The organism is Glaciecola siphonariae, from assembly GCF_042652645.1.
GTDB classification, from domain to species: domain Bacteria; phylum Pseudomonadota; class Gammaproteobacteria; order Enterobacterales; family Alteromonadaceae; genus Glaciecola; species Glaciecola siphonariae.
In genome coordinates this window covers 1475174-1493072 of record NZ_JBHSGU010000002.1, presented here as the reverse complement: position 1 = coordinate 1493072, position 17899 = coordinate 1475174, and the positions used below count along the sequence as shown (strand labels likewise).

Annotated in this window: 18 protein-coding genes and 1 pseudogene; 16 read left to right on the top strand and 3 right to left on the bottom strand. The window is 45.8% G+C overall.

All coding sequences use genetic code 11. The annotated features are described in order from the left end of the window. The first annotated feature begins 115 nt into the window (after window positions 1–115). The 10 genes and pseudogenes from ccmA (at window position 116) to ACFO4O_RS07965 (ending at window position 8445) form a co-directional block, all read left to right on the top strand. Complete coding sequence (gene ccmA, locus ACFO4O_RS08010) at window positions 116–745, top strand: cytochrome c biogenesis heme-transporting ATPase CcmA (RefSeq protein ID WP_382407218.1); 630 nt, start codon at window positions 116–118, stop codon at window positions 743–745. Beyond that, complete coding sequence (gene ccmB, locus ACFO4O_RS08005; protein ID WP_382407216.1) at window positions 742–1425, top strand: heme exporter protein CcmB; 684 nt, start codon at window positions 742–744, stop codon at window positions 1423–1425. The genes ccmA and ccmB overlap by 4 nt, the downstream gene beginning before the upstream one ends. After that, window positions 1425–2156 (top strand): annotated as a pseudogene (locus ACFO4O_RS08000) (heme ABC transporter permease); the annotation flags it as partial. The gene ccmB and the pseudogene ACFO4O_RS08000, both read left to right, overlap by 1 nt. Window positions 2157–2165: 9 nt before the next feature. Next, complete coding sequence (gene ccmD, locus ACFO4O_RS07995) at window positions 2166–2492, top strand: heme exporter protein CcmD (protein WP_382408277.1); 327 nt, start codon at window positions 2166–2168, stop codon at window positions 2490–2492. Further along, window positions 2489–2956 (top strand): cytochrome c maturation protein CcmE, encoded by a 468-nt coding sequence (ccmE, locus tag ACFO4O_RS07990; protein WP_382407214.1) that lies wholly within the window; start codon window positions 2489–2491, stop codon window positions 2954–2956. Before ccmD ends, ccmE begins: the two co-directional genes overlap by 4 nt. Further along, window positions 2956–4998 carry a heme lyase CcmF/NrfE family subunit gene (locus ACFO4O_RS07985; RefSeq protein ID WP_382407212.1) on the top strand — a complete coding sequence of 681 codons (2043 nt, stop codon included), beginning with the start codon at window positions 2956–2958 and terminating at the stop codon, window positions 4996–4998. Before ccmE ends, ACFO4O_RS07985 begins: the two co-directional genes overlap by 1 nt. Window positions 4999–5000: 2 nt before the next feature. After that, on the top strand, window positions 5001–5669 hold the full coding sequence (locus ACFO4O_RS07980; RefSeq protein WP_382407210.1) for a DsbE family thiol:disulfide interchange protein: 669 nt from the start codon (window positions 5001–5003) through the stop codon (window positions 5667–5669). A gap of 14 nt (window positions 5670–5683) precedes the next feature. Continuing rightward, a complete protein-coding gene (locus tag ACFO4O_RS07975; protein WP_382407208.1) occupies window positions 5684–6295 on the top strand; it encodes a cytochrome c-type biogenesis protein in 612 nt (203 codons plus the stop codon). After that, window positions 6296–7648 (top strand): c-type cytochrome biogenesis protein CcmI, encoded by a 1353-nt coding sequence (ccmI, locus tag ACFO4O_RS07970; RefSeq protein WP_382407206.1) that lies wholly within the window; start codon window positions 6296–6298, stop codon window positions 7646–7648. Then, window positions 7645–8445 carry an MlaA family lipoprotein gene (locus ACFO4O_RS07965; protein WP_382407204.1) on the top strand — a complete coding sequence of 267 codons (801 nt, stop codon included), beginning with the start codon at window positions 7645–7647 and terminating at the stop codon, window positions 8443–8445. The genes ccmI and ACFO4O_RS07965 overlap by 4 nt, the downstream gene beginning before the upstream one ends. A 256-nt stretch (window positions 8446–8701) precedes the next feature. On the opposite strand, the gene galE is transcribed toward ACFO4O_RS07965, so the two are convergent. The 3 genes from galE to ACFO4O_RS07950 all read right to left on the bottom strand — a co-directional run bounded on the left by galE (window position 8702) and on the right by ACFO4O_RS07950 (window position 11648). Next, window positions 8702–9721, bottom strand: a complete 1020-nt coding sequence (galE, locus tag ACFO4O_RS07960; RefSeq protein ID WP_382407202.1) for a UDP-glucose 4-epimerase GalE — start codon at window positions 9719–9721, stop codon at window positions 8702–8704. Further along, window positions 9718–10017 carry a DUF6170 family protein gene (locus ACFO4O_RS07955; protein WP_382407200.1) on the bottom strand — a complete coding sequence of 100 codons (300 nt, stop codon included), beginning with the start codon at window positions 10015–10017 and terminating at the stop codon, window positions 9718–9720. Before ACFO4O_RS07955 ends, galE begins: the two co-directional genes overlap by 4 nt. Before the next feature lie 113 nt (window positions 10018–10130). After that, the gene (locus tag ACFO4O_RS07950) at window positions 10131–11648 is read right to left on the bottom strand and encodes a peptide MFS transporter (protein ID WP_382407199.1); all 1518 of its coding nucleotides are present in this window, start codon (window positions 11646–11648) and stop codon (window positions 10131–10133) included. A gap of 321 nt (window positions 11649–11969) precedes the next feature. Between ACFO4O_RS07950 and wecA the strand changes: the two genes are divergently transcribed. The 6 genes from wecA to ACFO4O_RS07920 are packed head-to-tail and all read left to right on the top strand — an operon-like array spanning window position 11970 to window position 17898. Further along, window positions 11970–13031 (top strand): UDP-N-acetylglucosamine--undecaprenyl-phosphate N-acetylglucosaminephosphotransferase, encoded by a 1062-nt coding sequence (wecA, locus tag ACFO4O_RS07945; protein ID WP_382407197.1) that lies wholly within the window; start codon window positions 11970–11972, stop codon window positions 13029–13031. 2 nt (window positions 13032–13033) lie between these two features. Further along, window positions 13034–13330: a hypothetical protein gene (locus tag ACFO4O_RS07940; protein ID WP_382407195.1), complete on the top strand. Its 297-nt coding sequence runs from the start codon at window positions 13034–13036 to the stop codon at window positions 13328–13330. 2 nt (window positions 13331–13332) lie between these two features. Next, window positions 13333–15039 carry a polysaccharide biosynthesis/export family protein gene (locus ACFO4O_RS07935; protein WP_382407193.1) on the top strand — a complete coding sequence of 569 codons (1707 nt, stop codon included), beginning with the start codon at window positions 13333–13335 and terminating at the stop codon, window positions 15037–15039. Window positions 15040–15041: 2 nt separating this feature from the next. Next, a complete protein-coding gene (locus ACFO4O_RS07930) occupies window positions 15042–15827 on the top strand; it encodes an ABC transporter permease (protein ID WP_382407191.1) in 786 nt (261 codons plus the stop codon). After that, entirely contained in the window at window positions 15824–16474 is a 651-nt protein-coding gene (locus ACFO4O_RS07925) for an ABC transporter ATP-binding protein (RefSeq protein WP_382407189.1), read from the top strand. The genes ACFO4O_RS07930 and ACFO4O_RS07925 overlap by 4 nt, the downstream gene beginning before the upstream one ends. After that, on the top strand, window positions 16471–17898 hold the full coding sequence (locus tag ACFO4O_RS07920; RefSeq protein ID WP_382407187.1) for a KpsE/RkpR family capsule polysaccharide export protein: 1428 nt from the start codon (window positions 16471–16473) through the stop codon (window positions 17896–17898). The genes ACFO4O_RS07925 and ACFO4O_RS07920 overlap by 4 nt, the downstream gene beginning before the upstream one ends. The last annotated feature ends 1 nt before the right edge of the window (window position 17899 follow it).

The window sequence follows — 17899 nt, the reverse complement described above, 5'->3', positions numbered from 1 at the left end:
CGGTTTGACACCAATCAAATAAACGTTTTTTTCGACCAATTTAGACAGGCTCAATAATAGGTTAATCGCTTGTTTTTATGATAATATTTGCACGTTTTGTTATTGAGGTAAGCTCTTGACTGTTTTGGCTGCACGCGATATTTCATGTGAAAAACAAGATCGCATTCTTTTTGAAAATGTTCACCTGCAAATAAACGCCGGAGAGCTTGTTTTGTTGCGCGGTGAAAACGGTGCAGGAAAAACCAGCCTGCTGCGCATTTTAGTAGGGCTCAGCCAGCCTCAACAAGGCTGCGTCAGCATATGCGGCAGTGACGTTTATCAAGATGGTGAGCAAGCGAGCCACGCATTTATGTATTTCGGGCATAAGTTAGGCATTAGCGCGTTGCTCACCCCCATTGAGAACTTGCAATATTGGTGCTGCCAACACCATATTTCGGTGAGTGAACAAACCATTGTTAACACGCTTGAACAATTAGGACTAGAGGGGCTGGAAACGCTCCCAGTAAAGCATTTATCGCAAGGGCAGCAGCGACGGGTATCACTCGCCCGCTTTTGGCTGCAAAGTCAGGCAAAGCTCTGGGTCTTAGACGAGCCGATGACGGCACTCGACGTCAACATGGTAAAAATGTTTGAGCAACATATTCAAAGCTTTTTGCTGAGTGGCGGCGCAGTAATAATGACGTCGCATCAGAGCATAAACATTGATTATCCCAATCGAGAGTTTGCGCTGGAGTACCGCTGGTGAGCCAACCTTCTTTACTTTCGGTTCTTTTCTCGTTTGTTAAGCGCGATATTGCATTGGCTTATCATCAGCGTGCAGAGCTCATGCAGCCGCTCATGTTTTTTATTATGGTGATAACGCTTTTCCCGCTGGCTATTGGTCCATCGCCCGAGATATTGCAGAGAGTCAGCGGTGCAGTGATATGGGTTGCGGCAATTCTTTCTTTATTGCTGGGGATGGAGCGCATGTTTCGTGATGACTTCAACGATGGCTCTCTTGAGCAATACATGCTTAGCCCAACGCCCTTGTACTTGATTGTGCTGGTAAAAGTGCTTACGCATTGGTTTATTCATATTGTGCCACTAGTATTATTATCCCCACTTTTGGCCTTGTTCTTAAACATGACAATGAGCATGTATTTTGCGCTAATCGCCACCTTGCTTTTAGGCACGCCAGTGATCAGTCTTATTGGGGCTATTGGCGTTGCGCTGACCGTCGGCCTGCAGCGCAGCGGCGTGTTGGTGGCCTTGCTGTTAATTCCCTTGTTCATACCGTTGCTAATATTTGCCACTTCGGCAATAGATTCGGCGTCATTGCAATTACCTTACGCCTTCCAACTTGGTATTATGGCGGCACTTGGATTGTTCACTCTTGCAGTGTCGCCAGGGGCTATCGCGTATTCGTTAAAAGTGAGTCAAAATTAATGTGGAAGTGGATAAATTCTTACGCTAAGCCCGACAGAGCCTATATGTTGTGCAATCAGCTCTTTCCTTGGTTTGCCATGCTTGCTTGCGTGGGCCTGCCGCTTGGCCTTATTTGGGGCCTAGTTTTTGCTCCTACGGACTATCAGCAGTTTGATGTGTATCGCATTATTTATATCCATGTGCCAAGCGCCACTCAATCGATGACTACCTACATTGCGATGGCCGTTGCGGCTTTTGTGGGCATTGTATGGCAATGGCGAACGGCATTTACCGCGATGATTGCCATAGCGCCGGTGGGAGCGGTGATTACCTTTATTTCTCTTTTTACCGGTGCAGTTTGGGGTAAACCAACGTGGGGCACTTGGTGGATATGGGATGCTCGCTTAACGTCTCAATTAATTCTGCTGTTTCTGTATATGGGCGTGATAGCGCTGTATGTTTCGTTTGACGACAAACAGCAAGCGGGCAAAGCTGCTGGGATTATGGCAATTGTGGGCGTTATAAATATTCCCATTATTAAGTATTCGGTTGAGTGGTGGAATACGCTGCACCAGCCTGCCAGCATCAGTAAAATCGACAAACCATCAATGCCTATTGAAATGGCGAGTCCGCTGGTGATTTCCATTTTAGGCATGGTGGGTTTTATTGGCGCGGTAGTGTTGATACGACTTAAATCTGAGCTGGTCAAACGAGACGCCCATCGCCCTTGGGTATCGGAGTTTTTATCGGATAATACACATATGCTGCATCGCATACCCGGACGAACTATTGCCCTAATACTCGGTCTTATTTTGGCGTGTGTGGGTACCTATTTTATGTGGGGCCAAGGCGTAAAATTTCAGAGTTTCGACGAGTTTATCGATATGGGGCAGCGCGGTTTGTTTGTATGGTTGTCATATTCGGTCAGCCTTGTGGCAATGCTCGCCTTATTATTTCAAAGCCAATTTATGAACAAAGCAGTAAAAGACTATGTTGCTAAGCAACAGGCACGTGCTCAAAAAATTATTGCCGCAAGAGAAAAGCGCAGGCAAACCAAGACGGGCGTTAATGAGGAACAAAAAGCATGAATCGAAGAAGAAAGCAGCGACTCTTTGCAGTATCTAGCGTAATTATATTACTGGCCGGTGCTGTGGGTATGATGCTCTATACATTGAACGACAGCATTGATGTGTTTTATACACCTTCTGAAATTCATAACGGCAAAGACAAAACCGGCGTTAAGCCTAGCGTGGGTCAAAGAATTCGTATTGGCGGTTTAGTTGTGCCCGGAAGCGTCAACAGAGACAACGAGACGCTAGCGGTGAGTTTTGATTTAATCGACACAGGTCCAAAGGTAACCGTGCGCTACGCTGGGATATTGCCCGATTTATTTCGTGAGGGCCAAGGCATAGTGGCAACTGGCGTGCTTGAAAACGGCTTTTTGATAGTGGCGCATGAAGTGCTGGCTAAACACGATGAAGAATATATGCCGCCAGAGCTTGCGGAAAAACTAGGTATTCACCATAAAAAACCGGCAGAGGCAGCGTACTAATGATACCCGAGTTAGGTAACTTAACCCTCGTTATCGCATTTGTATTGTCAATTTTATTGGCCGTTTACCCTCTGTGGGGTGCGCAAACCAATAACCAAACTCTCATGCAAATGGCGCGTCCGCTCACGTGGGGTTTATTTATCTTCACACTTATTGCCTATATCTGTTTGACTTACGCCTTTGTGACTGACGATTTTAGCGTGAACTATGTTGCTCAAAACAGTAACAGCAAGCTGCCTTTGTACTACAAGATTACCGCGGTATGGGGCGGCCATGAAGGTTCCTTTTTGCTGTGGGTGCTTATTTTTGCGATATGGACTTTGGCGGTGGCGTTATTTTCAAAAGGGATACCCGAAGCCATGGTGGCGCGCGTATTAGCAGTGCTCGGCATGGTGAGTATTTCCTTTTATCTCTTTATGCTAATTACCTCTAATCCCTTTGACAGCATGCTGCCGTTTTTTCCTGTAGATGGTCGCGACTTAAATCCACTCCTGCAAGACTTTGGCATGATTATTCATCCTCCCATGCTGTATATGGGATATGTGGGCTTCGCAGTGGCCTTTGCATTTGCCATTGCAGCGCTTATTGGTGGTCAGCTTGACTCCACATGGGCCCGATGGTCGAGACCATGGACAATAGCAGCATGGGCATTTTTAACACTCGGCATAGCCCTTGGAAGTTGGTGGGCCTACTATGAGCTTGGTTGGGGCGGTTGGTGGTTTTGGGACCCGGTAGAAAACGCGTCCTTTATGCCTTGGCTGGTTGGCACAGCCCTTATGCACAGCCTAGCGGTGACAGAAAAACGCAAAGTATTTAAGTCGTGGACAGTATTGCTTGCGATTGCCGCATTTTCATTGAGCCTGCTTGGGACATTTTTAGTGCGCTCAGGCGTGTTAGTGTCGGTTCACTCCTTTGCCAGTGACCCTTCTCGAGGGCTCTTTATTTTGGGGCTTTTGGTCGTGGTGATTGGCGGCTCATTGCTTCTTTATGCGCTAAGAGCGTCGCAGTTAAAAAGTGTTGGGCGATATGAAATTTTCTCTCGTGAGATGATGCTCATGGGGAATAATGTGTTGTTAGTCGCCGCCACTATTGTTGTATTGCTGGGCACACTCTTTCCGCTGGTACACAAAGAAATTGGTTTGGGTACAATCTCGATTGGCGCGCCGTTTTTTAATCAAATGTTTACGCTATTAATCGTACCGTTTGTTCTGTTTTTAGGTATTGGGCCACTCTCTCGCTGGAAGCGTCAGCAGCCTTCAGCGCTGCGAAATCAAATGGTCTTTGCCTTTATCCTCGCCTTAAGCGCTGGTTTGTTAGTCAATGCGACATACGACGAACAGACCTATATGGGCATGCTCGGACTGGTGATGAGCTTCTGGATACTTGTGTCTACGACATTAGAAGTGCGTCAACGGGTGGTATCACAAACGAAAGAAGAATCGATGATGGCGTCTTTAGGTAAATTAACACGCAGTCATTGGGGCATGATACTCGGTCATGTTGGTTTTGCGGTTTGTTTGATTGGCATCACCTTGGTAAGTAACTACGAACTGGAACGCGACCTGCGCATGGAGCCCGGTCAGCGAGTGAGTATTTCTGATTATGAAGTGGAGTTTACCGGCGTAAATGAGCTTAAAGGACCAAATTACATATCAGATAAAGGCATTTTTGATGTGTATAAAAATGGCGTGCTAGTGTCTCATTTAGAACCTGAAAAACGCTTTTACACCGTGCAGCGCATGACCATGACAGAAGCGGGTATTCATACCACGCTAACACGAGATTTATTTGTGGCGCTTGGCGAACCTCTCGAAAACGGCGCTTGGGCGGTAAGGCTTTACTACAAACCCTTTGTGGTATGGATATGGGGCGGCGCGGTAATTATGTGTATCGGTGGCATCTTTTCAATTGCGGATAAACGATACCGCATAAAGAAAATTGCGAAAGTAAAATCGGTTCTGTCGCCAAGGGCTAGCGCTGACGACATAAAAAGCGAGCAAGATATGCTAGTGCAAAGTAAGGTGAATGAGGCAAAAGGATGAGCATGAAACGACTTATTTGGTTTTTGCTTCCTCTGGTTTTATTTCTAGGGCTTTGCGTGTTTTTGTTTAAAGGCTTGTTTTCAGACCCAATGGAGCGTGAGTCTGAGGTGATAGCAAAACCCTTTCCCGCATTTGAATTGCCCGATTTAATGGACGAAACGCGTGTTTACGACAACTCCATTTTTGACGGCCAAGTTACCCTTATCAATGTGTGGGGAGTGTGGTGCGTCACCTGCGCGATTGAACTGCCTTATTTAACAGAGTTACGCAATCAAGGGGTCAGGTTTGTTGGTTTGTACTACGACCAAGATATCGACCCAGATTTTGGAACAAAAACGCTTACCAGAGTACGCAGCGAAGTGATAGAAACACTAAATCGCTATGGAAACCCATATCAATTCAATATTTTTGATGTATATCGAGACACGTCACTCGACTTGGGCGTGACAGGCGCACCAGAGACATTTTTAGTTGACCAAAACGGGATAATACGCGTGCATCATTTAGGCGATGTAAATGAGCGGGTGTGGCGTAATAAATTCAAGCCAGTAATGGATGAGCTATTGCCTAACAACGAAGAAACTAAGGGTGCGAGCGGCGCACAGGTTAATACTTCGCTTCATCATGCCAACGGTTCAGCATTTGCTTCTATCGAGAGCGCAGCGCAATGAGGACATATAATATCATGCAAAGTGATAGCGCTGGCATTGCAGGACGCATGGGCTTTTTAACATCCGTCCAGCGCGCTTTTGTTGTCTCTGCTTTGCTAGTACTTACCTTAGTGATCGGTGTCACTAAGGCTAATGCACAAGATAACGAACCCAAGCAAGGCGCCAATGGCGAAGCAACGCAAGCGGCGAAGTCTAGCACCATAAGCAAGGCTCAGTTTGAGGCGAAAGCCATCACTCAAGACTATGCAGAAAACTACGCGTTTTCAGACGCAGCGCAGCGAAAAACCTTTTTAAAACTGACCGAAGAGCTACGCTGTCCGAAGTGCCAAAACCAAAATATTGCTGACTCAGATGCGCCTATTGCGCACGATATGCGTCGTAAAGTGTATCAATTGATGCAGGAAGGGAAAGGTGAGCAAGAAGTTGTGGGCTGGATGAAACAGCGCTATGGCGATTTTGTACACTACCAGCCTCCGGTAAATGCTGTCACTATGTGGTTGTGGCTTGCGCCAGTGATATTTGCATTAGTGATGTTGGTGGTGTTTATTCGCAGACGTAAAGTCGTTGATGATGTGGATGTTGAAGCTCGACTCGCGCGCGCAGACAAGCTCTTAAAGGATGATTAAGTGACGCAATTTTATATATATGGCGCAGTGCTCATAATGCTGTCTTTGTTATTTGTATTTATCCCTCTGCTTCGCAAAGCCAAGCGTAACCGACTGCAACTGACTAACGCCAATGTGGTTAAACAACGCATTGCCGAACTAGAGCGAGAAGTAGAAGAGGGACTGATCTCTGAAAAAGATAAATTAAGTGCCGTTCGTGAATTGAAGTTAGCGCTCGTAGAAGAAACGTACGATGTCGCTGATATGAGCATCGACGATGCCGCCGGCAGTAAGATAAACTGGCTAGTTTTGGCCACGCTCACGCTACCCGCTGTTTTAGTTGGCGTGTGGGTATATCACAGCGCCAATCAGTTGGATGGTCTAGAAGAATACATAGCGGCACAAACGCAAGCTGCAGACCTGACTGCACGTATTCAAGGGCAAAATGGCGCCCAAGTCACTCCAAACGACTATGCAAACTTTGCTTTGGTAATTCGCGAGCGCTTGCGCAAGACTCCCGAAGATGTTGAGGGATGGCGCCTCCTAGGGCAAGTTCAAATGGCCATTGGGCGTATGGAAGAGTCAGTGGCGGCCTTCGAAAAGGCGTTGGATCTAGACCCTCGAAACGAGGAACTTCGAGAAAGATATGCACAGGCACTCATGGCAAGCGGTACGGAAGATACGCTACAAAATGCCAAGCGTCAGGTGCAATATCTTCTTACACTTTCACCAAACAATAGAGATTATCGACTACTCTTAACTGTGGTTGCGACCCAATTGGGCGAAGCTGAACTGGCTGCCCAGAATTTCTTGATGATCAGCAATGAGCTTTCCCCGAGCAGTAATTTTTATCAGTCGTTGGTAGCCCAGTTGGTAAATATTGGCGTATCTAGAGAAAGAATTACTGGTACATCGTTGCCCGCAAGTAGTGCTGACAACGAGATGCAATCGGCTAATGCTGCTGCCCCATCAAGTAGTGATAACGCATACGGTGACCAAGCGAATAGTGGCGACGAACAGACCGGCGTCTCTGTAGAGATAAGTTTGGCCGATTCGCTGCGCTCAAAACTTCCTAGTGCTGGATTTTTGATTGTGTTTGCTCAAAATGCTCAAGCTGAGTCTCGTATGCCGCTCGCGGTAAAACGATTGCCATTGAACGGCTTTCCGATAAGGGTTGAATTGAGCGATAACGATGCCATGATGCCGGGTATGACGCTAAGCAGTGCCGATACGGTCAGGATTGTAGCGCGTGTGTCGGCCGATGCAGACGTGATGCCCAGTCAGGGTGAGTTGCAAGGTGAGATAGACAGCATAACGCTGATAAAGGGACAGGTGCAAACGCGCCAAATTCAAATTAATAAGGAACTAATGTGAACGATATTAGAGTGAGTTTACTACTTATCTTGCTAGTGCTTGGGGGCTGTACATCAAGCCAGCGAGAGCAAATTGAGCAGGTAAAAATCAATCAAGCCAAAGAAGACCGAGAGAGCATTGCTGACCCTTTCGAAGGCGTAAACCGAGTGGTATGGGACTTTAACCGAGACGTGCTCGACAGGTTTATTTTAAAACCCATCACTCAAGGCTATGTGTATGTCACTCCGCAGCCTATTCGAACAGGTTTGCTTAATGCTGCCGAAAACATCGGTGAGCCCGCGACCGCTATCAATAGTTTGCTACAGGGCAAACCTTCAGACTCATTCGCCAGTGCGAGTCGTTTTGTCATAAACAGTACAGTGGGTATTTTAGGTATATTCGACGTTGCCAAAAGCATGGGCATTGAGCGCAAAGAAGAAGAGTTTACCCAAGTGCTTGGCTCATGGAGTATTGGTACAGGCCCTTATTTAATGCTGCCGGTATTCGGTCCAAGTGATGTACGTAATTTTGTCGGTAGTTTTGTTGACCGCTATTACTGGCCTGAAACAGTGCTGGAAGACCCGTATACCGTGGGTGCTGCTGTAGTAAGACTAATAGAAACTCGCGCTGCTCTATTAGAGCAGGAAGCTAATTTGGAAAGATCATTAGACCAATATTTATTTGTTAGAGACGCATATTTTCAGCGCAGTGCATTTGAATTAAGTGATGGAAAGCTCGGTCAAAAAACACAGGAAGAATTGGAGGAAGAGGCCGACGACTTTGCAGACTTTGAGGCCCTTCTCGAAGGCACGGAGTAATATTTAACCTTAGTCCTTGATAAGAAACAGCGCCCGGCGGCGCTAAAAACGTGAATCACAGCCACAGCGTTACAAAAACGAGCAATGGAAAGACGGTTATATCTTTTTCGCGCCTAGTACTTCACGTTTTTAGCACCACTGGATGTGAAAATTGAGGTACGAATTTAATATTAATAACTTGCACTTTTTCTTATCCTGAGCTGAGCTTATTTATTCTTAAATCGCTGCTGTTGAACCGCTTCAACGGTGACCAGACTTATTTTGGGAAACCGTCAGGGTTCTGACTTTGCCAGCGCCATGAGTCTTCGCACATTTGAGCAAGTCCCCGCTGCGCTTGCCAACCAAGTTCTTTTGCTGCCAGCGCAGGGTTTGCATAGCATGAGGCAACATCCCCGGGGCGGCGCTCAGTGATCTGATAGTGGACTTTTTTGCCGCTGGCCTTTTCAAAAGCACTGACCATCTCTAACACGCTATAACCTTGGCCAGTGCCTAAATTACATACAAATAAACCCGCGTTGTTATCGATTTTATGTAGCGCTTTTAGGTGACCATCTGCTAAATCTTCAACATGAATATAATCACGTACGCCAGTTCCGTCTGGAGTGTCATAATCATCGCCAAACACACTAAGATATTCACGCTTGCCGGTCGCAACTTGCGTAATAAACGGCATCAGATTGTTAGGAATGCCGTTTGGATCCTCACCTATTTGCCCAGATGGATGTGCGCCAACGGGGTTAAAATATCGCAATAAAACAATATTCCACGCCTCGTCAGCTTTGTAAAAATCGGTCAGCATAAGCTCAACCATGAGTTTCGACATGCCGTAGGGATTAGTGGGTGTGCCCGTTGGTAATGCCTCATGCAGGGGCAATTCTACAGGGTCACCATATACTGTTGCCGATGAGCTAAAAACAAGGTTCTTAACATTATGCTGCGCCATGACCTTACACAGGTTAAGCGTGCCGTAAACGTTGTTCTCGTAATACAGTGCAGGTTTCGCGACTGATTCACCCACTGCCTTTAGGCCGGCGAAATGAATAACTGAATCGATATGGTAGGTCTCAAAAACTGCATTAAGGCAATCGCTATCACGAATATCACCCTCAACAATTATAGGGCTTTTGGCGCAAAGCTTAGCAACACGAGACAAACTCTCTGATGAGGAATTAGAAAAGTTGTCAAGCACCACAACCTTATAATCGGCCTCTAATAACTGCAAAACCGTGTGGCTTCCAATATAGCCGCTACCGCCGGTAACTAAAATCGTTTTCATGTTTCGTCCTTGCTATTTTTAGCTAAGTATTTAGCACTAATTGAATACTGAAGGGGTTTCACAAACAGGGGATACAGCAATAGTATCAGCCCAGCCCATGCTAGCGACCACCAATTTTCAACGACTCTTAGCAACAGTACAAATACTGGAATGAGTACAAATAGCTTAAGGACGTTAAGAAGCGTTTTTTCAGGTACAGTCATTTTACGAGCGGCCTGCTCCAATAAAGCCATGCGCTGGGGTAGTGACATGTTTTCTAAGCCGGGTATTTTCTTGGTGGAGGTATAAACTTTCACGCGCTCTCATTTGTAATTGTGTTATGAATTGAATTGTACAATACGCAGAAGATAAAAATAAGGGCGATTAAAATCGCCCTTGTGTGTGTAAAACGTGTATCACTTTTCCTACGCTAAACGGGTTTATCTGCCGAGGACGAGCTTTGTCCTTCCGCTAGCTTTTCCCACTTACCGGTAATAAATGAAAGCGCCAAAAGCACTAGGCCAATAGCGATGCTAAAGGTAGCAATTTGCATGTATAGCCCTGGCATTTGGTCGACTTGTTCAGGGTCAAAGCGTCCTGCAAATAAGCCAGCAATAATGCTGCCCATCGAATAGGTTAAAACAAAAATACCCATCATTTGCCCTGCAAAACGTTTTGGAGACAGCTTGCTCACAGCGCTCAATGCTACTGGGCTGAGGAAAAGCTCACCTACCGTATGCAAAAAGTAGGTAGTTACTAACCAATACGGTGCTACCTTGAGGCCGCTAGCCGCTATTTGAGCGGCAAAAAACATGACGATAAACCCTGAGGCCATAATAATAAGGCCAAGCGCACATTTTACGCTGTAGCTAGGTTCAATCATCCGTTTTCCAAGCGCCATCCATAGATATGCAAAGAAGGGTGAAAGCGCGATAATAAAAATAGAATTTGCAGACTGAAACCAAGCAGGCGGAATTTCAAAGCTACCAACCATGCGCTCGGTGTAGTCACGCCCAAAAAGATTAAGCGATGAACCGGCCTGTTCAAAACCCGCCCAAAAACAAATAGATGCCAAACAGATAAGAAAAAGCGCCGTCATTTGTTTTTTCTCAGCCGTGTTTAAACCGCCTGCGAAAAATTTCACACCGAAGGCATAGAAAAACACGATGGCGATTATAATTGCGACTTTTTGTGCAACAAACGTGGGGTCAAAACTAATGACACCGCCATACAAAAGAGCAGTAATGAGCGTTACGAGGGCAGCAAAGGCAACAATGCCGACTTTAGTGTAGTAAGCGCCTTTTTCGCTAAGGGGCTGGGTAGGTTTATCTAGTACGCCTTCAATATAATGTCCAGTGTAGCGATATAAGAATAAACCCAGTGCCATGCCAACCGCTGCCGCACCAAACGCATAGTGATAGCCTGCATTAACCTGCAGGTAACCACACACAAAATAACCGATGATTGAGCCTAAATTAATGCCCATGTAGTAAATGGTGTAAGCGCTGTCGCGGCGTGCGTCTTTTGGATCGTAGAGTTGCCCTACCATCGCCCCGATGTTTGGCTTTAATAAGCCGGTGCCAAGCACCACAAAAATCAAGCCCACATAAAAACTAAAATCTGATGGTATGGCCAACACGATATGACCAATCATAATAATAATACCGCCATACCAAACCGCTTTTTGACTGCCAATGAGCCGGTCGGCTAGCCAACCGCCAGGTAAACCAAAAAAGTAAACAGAGCCTGTGTATAAGCCGTAAATGGCAGCCGCGGTGGCAACGGTTAAACCCATTCCACCTTCTTGTAACGAGGCGGTCATGAATAATACAAGTAGCGCTCGCATGCCGTAATAGCTCATGCGCTCCCACATTTCTGTGACCGATACAGTCACAAGGCCCATCGGATGACCGAAGAAGCGAGTGTCTGCGGATTTGTTAGTTTGCATGTGAATCCTTTTTTATAATTATAGTAGAGTCGGTGATCTAAACCGAAAATCATTATGCTATTAACAATAAGTGGGTTGCAAGTTAAAAGCAGAAGAAGGACAATATGCACCATATTTGAAGTGCGCTGCTCATATAACAAGCAGATGTCTTGAATTAACGACACATAGCACTAAGCGACTTTACGATTTAAATAATAATTGCTATATAAACCAAGCCTTTAGTTGTATAAGCTACATTGGAACGGAATTTGCTGCTAGTCTTATACGGATAATAATAATGCTAAAAAAAGCAGGTTTGCGCGAAAAGGACTGAAATTTTTAATGACATATTTCGAATATGTGCCAATTATCATTGCCGCTTTGATAACATCAGTGTTCTTAGTGATTATGACTCCCCTTGCACATTTTTTAGGTCTTGTGGATGTTCCAAGTTATCGCAAAAAACACAGTGAAATAGTACCGCTTACGGGCGGTTTTGCTATGTTTATGGGGGTGGTTTTTGCCAGCCTTGCAGCCGATGTAGTATTCAAGAATAACCCGATGTTTCTCACCGCCGCTGCAATGATAGTGCTGCTTGGCATGCTAGATGATAGGTTTGATTTAAGCGCGAAAGGTCGCTTGATTTGCCAGTTTATTGTGGCTGGTATCATGGTAGGCATTGCCGATAATTATATCTTGAACCTTGGAAATATATTCGGCTTTGGCGACGTTCATCTACCGCTTCTTGGATACTTCTTCACCATGATATGTGTAGTCGGGGTAATCAACGCTTTTAATATGATAGATGGCATTGACGGGCTCGCCGGCGGTATGAGTATCATCGTACTGATTAGCGTTGTCGTGCTCTTAATGACAAATGGCGCATCGACGAGTTTAATCGCACCCTTAACCATTATTGCTGTGCTGGTACCTTTTTTAGCCTTTAATTTAAGTATCAAAGGTTTTAAGGGCAACAAAATCTTTATGGGCGATGCTGGCAGCATGTTCATTGGATTAGCCATTGTGTGGCTGTTGGTGGAACATACTAACTCGTCTGAAGCGTCTATTCGCCCTATCACTGCTGTCTGGCTAATTGGCCTTCCGTTAATGGATATGGCCGCAATTATGTTTCGCCGAGCTCGAAAAGGGCAGTCCATGCTCAAAGCCGATCGTCAACATTTGCATAACATATTCATGCGCGCCGGCCTTACGCAGTTCCAGTCACTTCTAGGCTTATTATTCATAGGCAGTTTATTTGCTATTGTTGCGGTGCTCTCTGAGCTCTATGCTGTGCCAGAAACAATCATGTTTTACGGCTTTATTGTGTTGCAAGTCATATACACCGCGATTATCATGCATATATGGAAAATCTTGCGATTTGTTAGGCGCTTAGGGTTGTTGTAGGTTTGAAATTACAAAATATATTGCTGGTGGTTTTGGCCGCTAGCGCGTTGCAGGCCTGTGCTAGCAATAAGGCGCCGCTACAGGCTTCAAAAACGGTTGCCCCTACACACGACGCCACATTCAATCAAACGCTTGTTTTCGACGGACGCACCTTTCAAGTCCTTGGCAATTATCATTCGGCGCTCGGTGAGTCATGTGCTATAGCCACTGAATCTGTTCGTAGCGCAAAACTAGTGCGCTTTTGCTACAGTCGGCAAGATGGGCAAGTGCGCAGACTATCCGGATTACTACAGGAATAACAATGAGAATATTCGCGCTCACTATTTCATTGCTCTTGTGTATATACAGCTCACATACTAACGCCCAATCTGCTGAGCAACTTGCCCAAGCGCAAGAACAAGCAGCCGCTTCTGCCGACATTCCCCTTGAATCCTATATCAAATCACAAAACTCTGAACGACTCCTGCCGCTTAGAAACAATGGGTCGACAGACCAGGAAATAACGCCATTTGGTGCCAATTTATTTGAGAAAAACACCGCAGCTCGGCAGCGTGCTACGGTCAATCCTGAATATCTGATTGCCCCTGGCGATAAAATTTCTATTCAGCTATGGGGTGCGGTGGATTCAGCTAATGTTCATATTGTTGATAATCAAGGTAACATTTTTGTTCCCAGCATCGGACCTATTCAAGTGGCAGGTTTGCGCGCTCAAAACTTAAATGAAGCGGTTACTGCCAGAGTAAAGCAAATTTACACTGATAACGTAAACATTTACGTAAACTTACTGGCATCGACGCCGGTTGGCGTTTTCGTTACCGGAAATGTTGAACGTCCTGGGCAATACGCAGGTTCAGCTTCCGACAGTATCTTATTTTATTTGCAGCAGGCCGGCGGCATTTTGCCCGCGCGAGGTAGCTATCGACAAATTGATATCATTCGTGAGCAAGCCGTGGTCGCAAGTATCGATTTATATGACTTTATGTTGAGCGGCCGCTTGTCAAGCCATGCGTTCAAAGACGGTGATGTTGTACTGGTAAACCCTCGCGGGCCGAGTGTTGTTGTTGAAGGGGTTGAATCAACGCCAAGGTCTTACGAACTGAACGCGCCGCAAGTAGATGGTGCGGGAGTGTTAAAGCTTGTGCGTCCTGACGTAGATGTGACCCATGTGTCGATAACGGGTGTGCGTAGTCAGCAGCCCATAGCACGTTATTTAACCTTAGATAGTTTTTCAAACTTTACTGTTCAAGACGGCGATACGCTTCTTTTCAATGACGACCTGCGAGCGCAAGTTATCAGCGTTATGTTAGCGGGCAGTTACCTTGGTCCTTCTTTTTACGCATTAGATAATTCAGCCCGACTGCACGATTTATTAGCTTCTGTGCCCGTAGAGCCAAGCCAAGCTAATATTGACGCGGTCTACATTCTTAGAGAAAGTGTTAAACAAGAGCAAAAAAGGTTGCTAGATGATGCGCTTGACCGTTTGGAGCGCAGCATTTTTACCGCGCCTGCATCTTCCGACGGGGAGGCAAGGCTCCGGGCTCAGGAAGCGCAGCTGGTTTCAGAGTTTATCGAAAGGGCGAGAAAGATTGAACCGCTTGGCCGTGTAGTGGTAGCGGTAGACGGGCAGGTTGCAAATATTAGACTAGAGCAGGGCGATGAAGTCGTTATTCCTCCCTATAGCGATTTAGTCAATGTAGCGGGCGAGGTAATGCTGCCGCAGGCTATTGTATATCAAGAAGGACGTACCATTGAGCAGTATATCGGCCTTGCAGGCGGTTTTACTGACAGAGCCAACAAAGCGACGTTCTTGCTGGTGCATGCAAATGGTGCAACAACGCTTATCGATGATGGCGGTCCTTGGTTTAGTCAGAACAGCGCAAGAGCGCTTCAGCCGGGTGACCAAATCTTGATTCTGCCAAAAGTCGACAGCAAACTGATGCAAACCGTCAAAGACATTACTCAGATCATATTTCAAATTGCTGTGGCTGCTAACGTAGCTACCAATTAATCATGACCACGCTTTTACGTCGCAGCAAATGGCAAATATGGAAAGATGTTATATTTTCCCTCATGGTGCGGCAGGTTCGAACCAGCTTTGCTGATAAGTTCGGTTTAAGTTGGGCGATTATTCAGCCTGTTTCCTTTATCTTCATTTTGTCTTTCATTCGCGGCAGGCTAGATGGCGGCGAGACATATTCAATGCCTACTTTTGTGTTTATGGCTTATGGCCTTGTTATTATTCAACTGTTTTTACAGGTCTTTCAGTCGAGTTCAAACGGTATAAAGCGCAGCAAACCTTTATTTGCGTTTCGTCAAGTTCAGCCCATTAGCCCGGTGATTGCAGCAGGCTTATTTGAGGGCGTGGTTAAGCTATTCGTCATATTATGTATGGCCGTGATTATGTACTTTTTGAGTATTGAACTTCGCTTAGATGACCCCCTTTTGGTGATCCTCAATTTATTTTCGCTTTGTTTATTTTCAATGTCTCTAGGTTTAATTTGTGGGCTTGTTAGCGCATTTATCCCTGAGATGGACAAAGTATTCTCCTTATTAACGCGCCCCTTATTTTTTATCTCCGGCGTGTTTTTCTCACTCAGGGATTTCCCGCCAGAAATTTGGTGGGCCTTAGACTGGAATCCGATATTGCATGCTATTGAGCTGAGTAGAGGTGCGGCCTACAGTTCTTATAATGAGGTGGGCGTGAGTCAAGCTTATGTGATTGAAGTAACGATGGTCACTACCTTCATCGCGTTGGTTTTTTACCGAGCAACTTGGAAGCGGGCATTGGGTCAATGATTAGCCTTAAAAATGTCACTAAGTACTATCCAAGTAAACTAGGCAATCAATACGTGTTTGAAGACCTATCTTTTGACATTCCAAGTGGCCATAACATCGCTCTATTAGGCAAAAACGGTGCCGGTAAATCAACCTTATTCCGTTTGCTCGCGTGCTCTGAATACCCTGATAAGGGCCGCATCGTCACCGACAAACATATCTCGTGGCCAGTGGCTTTAGGTACCGGCATTCATCCTCAAATGACAGGCAGGGAGAACGCGCGTTTTATTGCAAGGGTCAATGGTGTGTCTGATGTGGCAGAATATGAACGCAGGGTAATTGACTTTGCTGAGCTGGGCATAAAATATCACTTGCCCGTGAAAACCTATTCATCCGGTATGCGCTCTCGTTTAGCCTTTGCTTGCACCATTGCAATTGATTTTGATGTGTATTTGATTGATGAGGTGACCTCAGTCGGTGACCCTCAGTTTAAAAGAAAAGCCCAACGAGCCCTTTATGACCGCTCTAAGCAGTCGAATGTGATCATGATTAGTCACCAAATGCCAGAGCTTAGGCTGTTCTGCGATAGTGCACTTTTGATGGAAAAGGGTAAACTAACGTTCTATGACGATGTAGACGAAGCGATAAAAAGGTACGAGGCACTGTGAGCTTAACTGAGCAAGAAAAACAAGTCATTCAGAACAAGTATATTGAATCACTCAAGCCGGGACAGTTCGAGAACACCGAGTTTTTGATGTCTGAGGTTGAGCGTCTGATGATGACCGAGCCAGTTATTGTTCAGCGTTTACTGGCTCGCTTACGGATGCTTAATCGCGATAAGCCTAAGGTGCTGGAGGCGATTAAAAGCTTAGAGCTAAAATGGGAAGTTGAAAATACCGCACCGTCAAACATCACCCAGAAAAATAAGTCACAGGTAAAAACAGCGCCCCAGGAAGTATCGGGTGCGAAGCGCTATCTTGATTTCGCAAAAAAACGTGCACTGTTATTGTTTGTGCTAGTGCCAGTGGCTATTTATTCTTTTTATTTGGTTTTGCTTGCAAGCTCTGGCTATGTGAGTCAAGCACAGCTATTGGTGCAGCAAAGCGATAAGCCAATGGCGGCAATTGACCCAGCCTTCGCGCTCTTAGGCGGTCTCGGCAATGGCGGTGGGCGCAACGATACCGAGCTGGTTAAAGCCTATATTTTCTCGGCAGACATGTTGATTTACTTAGAGCAGAATGTCGACTTAGTAGAGCACTATAGTAGCCGTGAGTTTGATTATTTTAGCCGCTTAGACGCTGATGCCACTCTTGAAGATAAGCTTACTTATTTAAGTAAAAAGGTGAGCGTGAGCATCGATGCGGCGTCCTCTATTTTAACCGTGAGCGTCACCGCCTTTGACGCTGAATTTGCACAAGCTTTGAACAAAGCCATAACTGATCGCGCTGAGTGGTTTATAAACGAAATAGGGCTAAATCTAGCAAAAGCGCAGCTAACGTTTATCGAATCAGAACACGCTCGGGTTGAACAACGCTTGCAAGAGGCGCAAAGCCGCTTGCTTAAGTTTCAAAGAGAGTACAATCTTCTCGACCCTGAGGCCGAGGGTGCGGCCTTGCAGCAGATCACCTTCGCGCTAGAATCACAAATTGCTGCTAAATCGGCTGAATTAAGTGCACTCAAAGGCAGTATGAGCGAGCAAGCCCCCATGGTGGTGAAAATGCGCGAGCAGCTTGAAAGCCTAAAGCGCCAACTGCGCGCTGAACGCAATCGCCTGACCAATGCGGGCAGCGAGCAGGTTTCTCGCAATGGTAATGAAGTGGGTGTAAATGACATCTTGGCAAAGTTTAGTGATTACAAAATTGATATGGAGTTTGCGCTGCAGTCCTACAGCGCATCTAAGGTAAGCCTTGAGGCATCGCGCATGGACGCCTATCAACAGATCAAATACTTAGTACTAGTAGAGTCACCTACACTGCCAGAGGACGCAAAATACCCTAGAGTGTTTTATAACATTTCGCTGTTGTTTGTGACTCTGATTATTATTTTTGGCGTGGCTAAGCTCATTATTGCCACTGCAGACGAGTTAAAATAAG

Excerpts from the sequence above, each read along its gene's own strand:
- ACFO4O_RS07975 (WP_382407208.1), top strand. The coding sequence starts at position 5,684 with ATGCAAAGTGATAGCGCTGGCATTGCAGGACGCATGGGCTTTTTAACA.
- ACFO4O_RS07985 (WP_382407212.1), top strand. The coding sequence starts at position 2,956 with ATGATACCCGAGTTAGGTAACTTAACCCTCGTTATCGCATTTGTATTG.
- ACFO4O_RS07950 (WP_382407199.1), bottom strand. The coding sequence starts at position 11,648 with ATGCAAACTAACAAATCCGCAGACACTCGCTTCTTCGGTCATCCGATG.
- ACFO4O_RS07935 (WP_382407193.1), top strand. The coding sequence starts at position 13,333 with ATGAGAATATTCGCGCTCACTATTTCATTGCTCTTGTGTATATACAGC.
- wecA (WP_382407197.1), top strand. The coding sequence starts at position 11,970 with ATGACATATTTCGAATATGTGCCAATTATCATTGCCGCTTTGATAACA.
- ccmD (WP_382408277.1), top strand. The coding sequence starts at position 2,166 with ATGCTGCATCGCATACCCGGACGAACTATTGCCCTAATACTCGGTCTT.
- ACFO4O_RS07925 (WP_382407189.1), top strand. The coding sequence starts at position 15,824 with ATGATTAGCCTTAAAAATGTCACTAAGTACTATCCAAGTAAACTAGGC.
- ccmE (WP_382407214.1), top strand. The coding sequence starts at position 2,489 with ATGAATCGAAGAAGAAAGCAGCGACTCTTTGCAGTATCTAGCGTAATT.
- ACFO4O_RS07930 (WP_382407191.1), top strand. The coding sequence starts at position 15,042 with ATGACCACGCTTTTACGTCGCAGCAAATGGCAAATATGGAAAGATGTT.
- galE (WP_382407202.1), bottom strand. The coding sequence starts at position 9,721 with ATGAAAACGATTTTAGTTACCGGCGGTAGCGGCTATATTGGAAGCCAC.
- ACFO4O_RS07980 (WP_382407210.1), top strand. The coding sequence starts at position 5,001 with ATGAAACGACTTATTTGGTTTTTGCTTCCTCTGGTTTTATTTCTAGGG.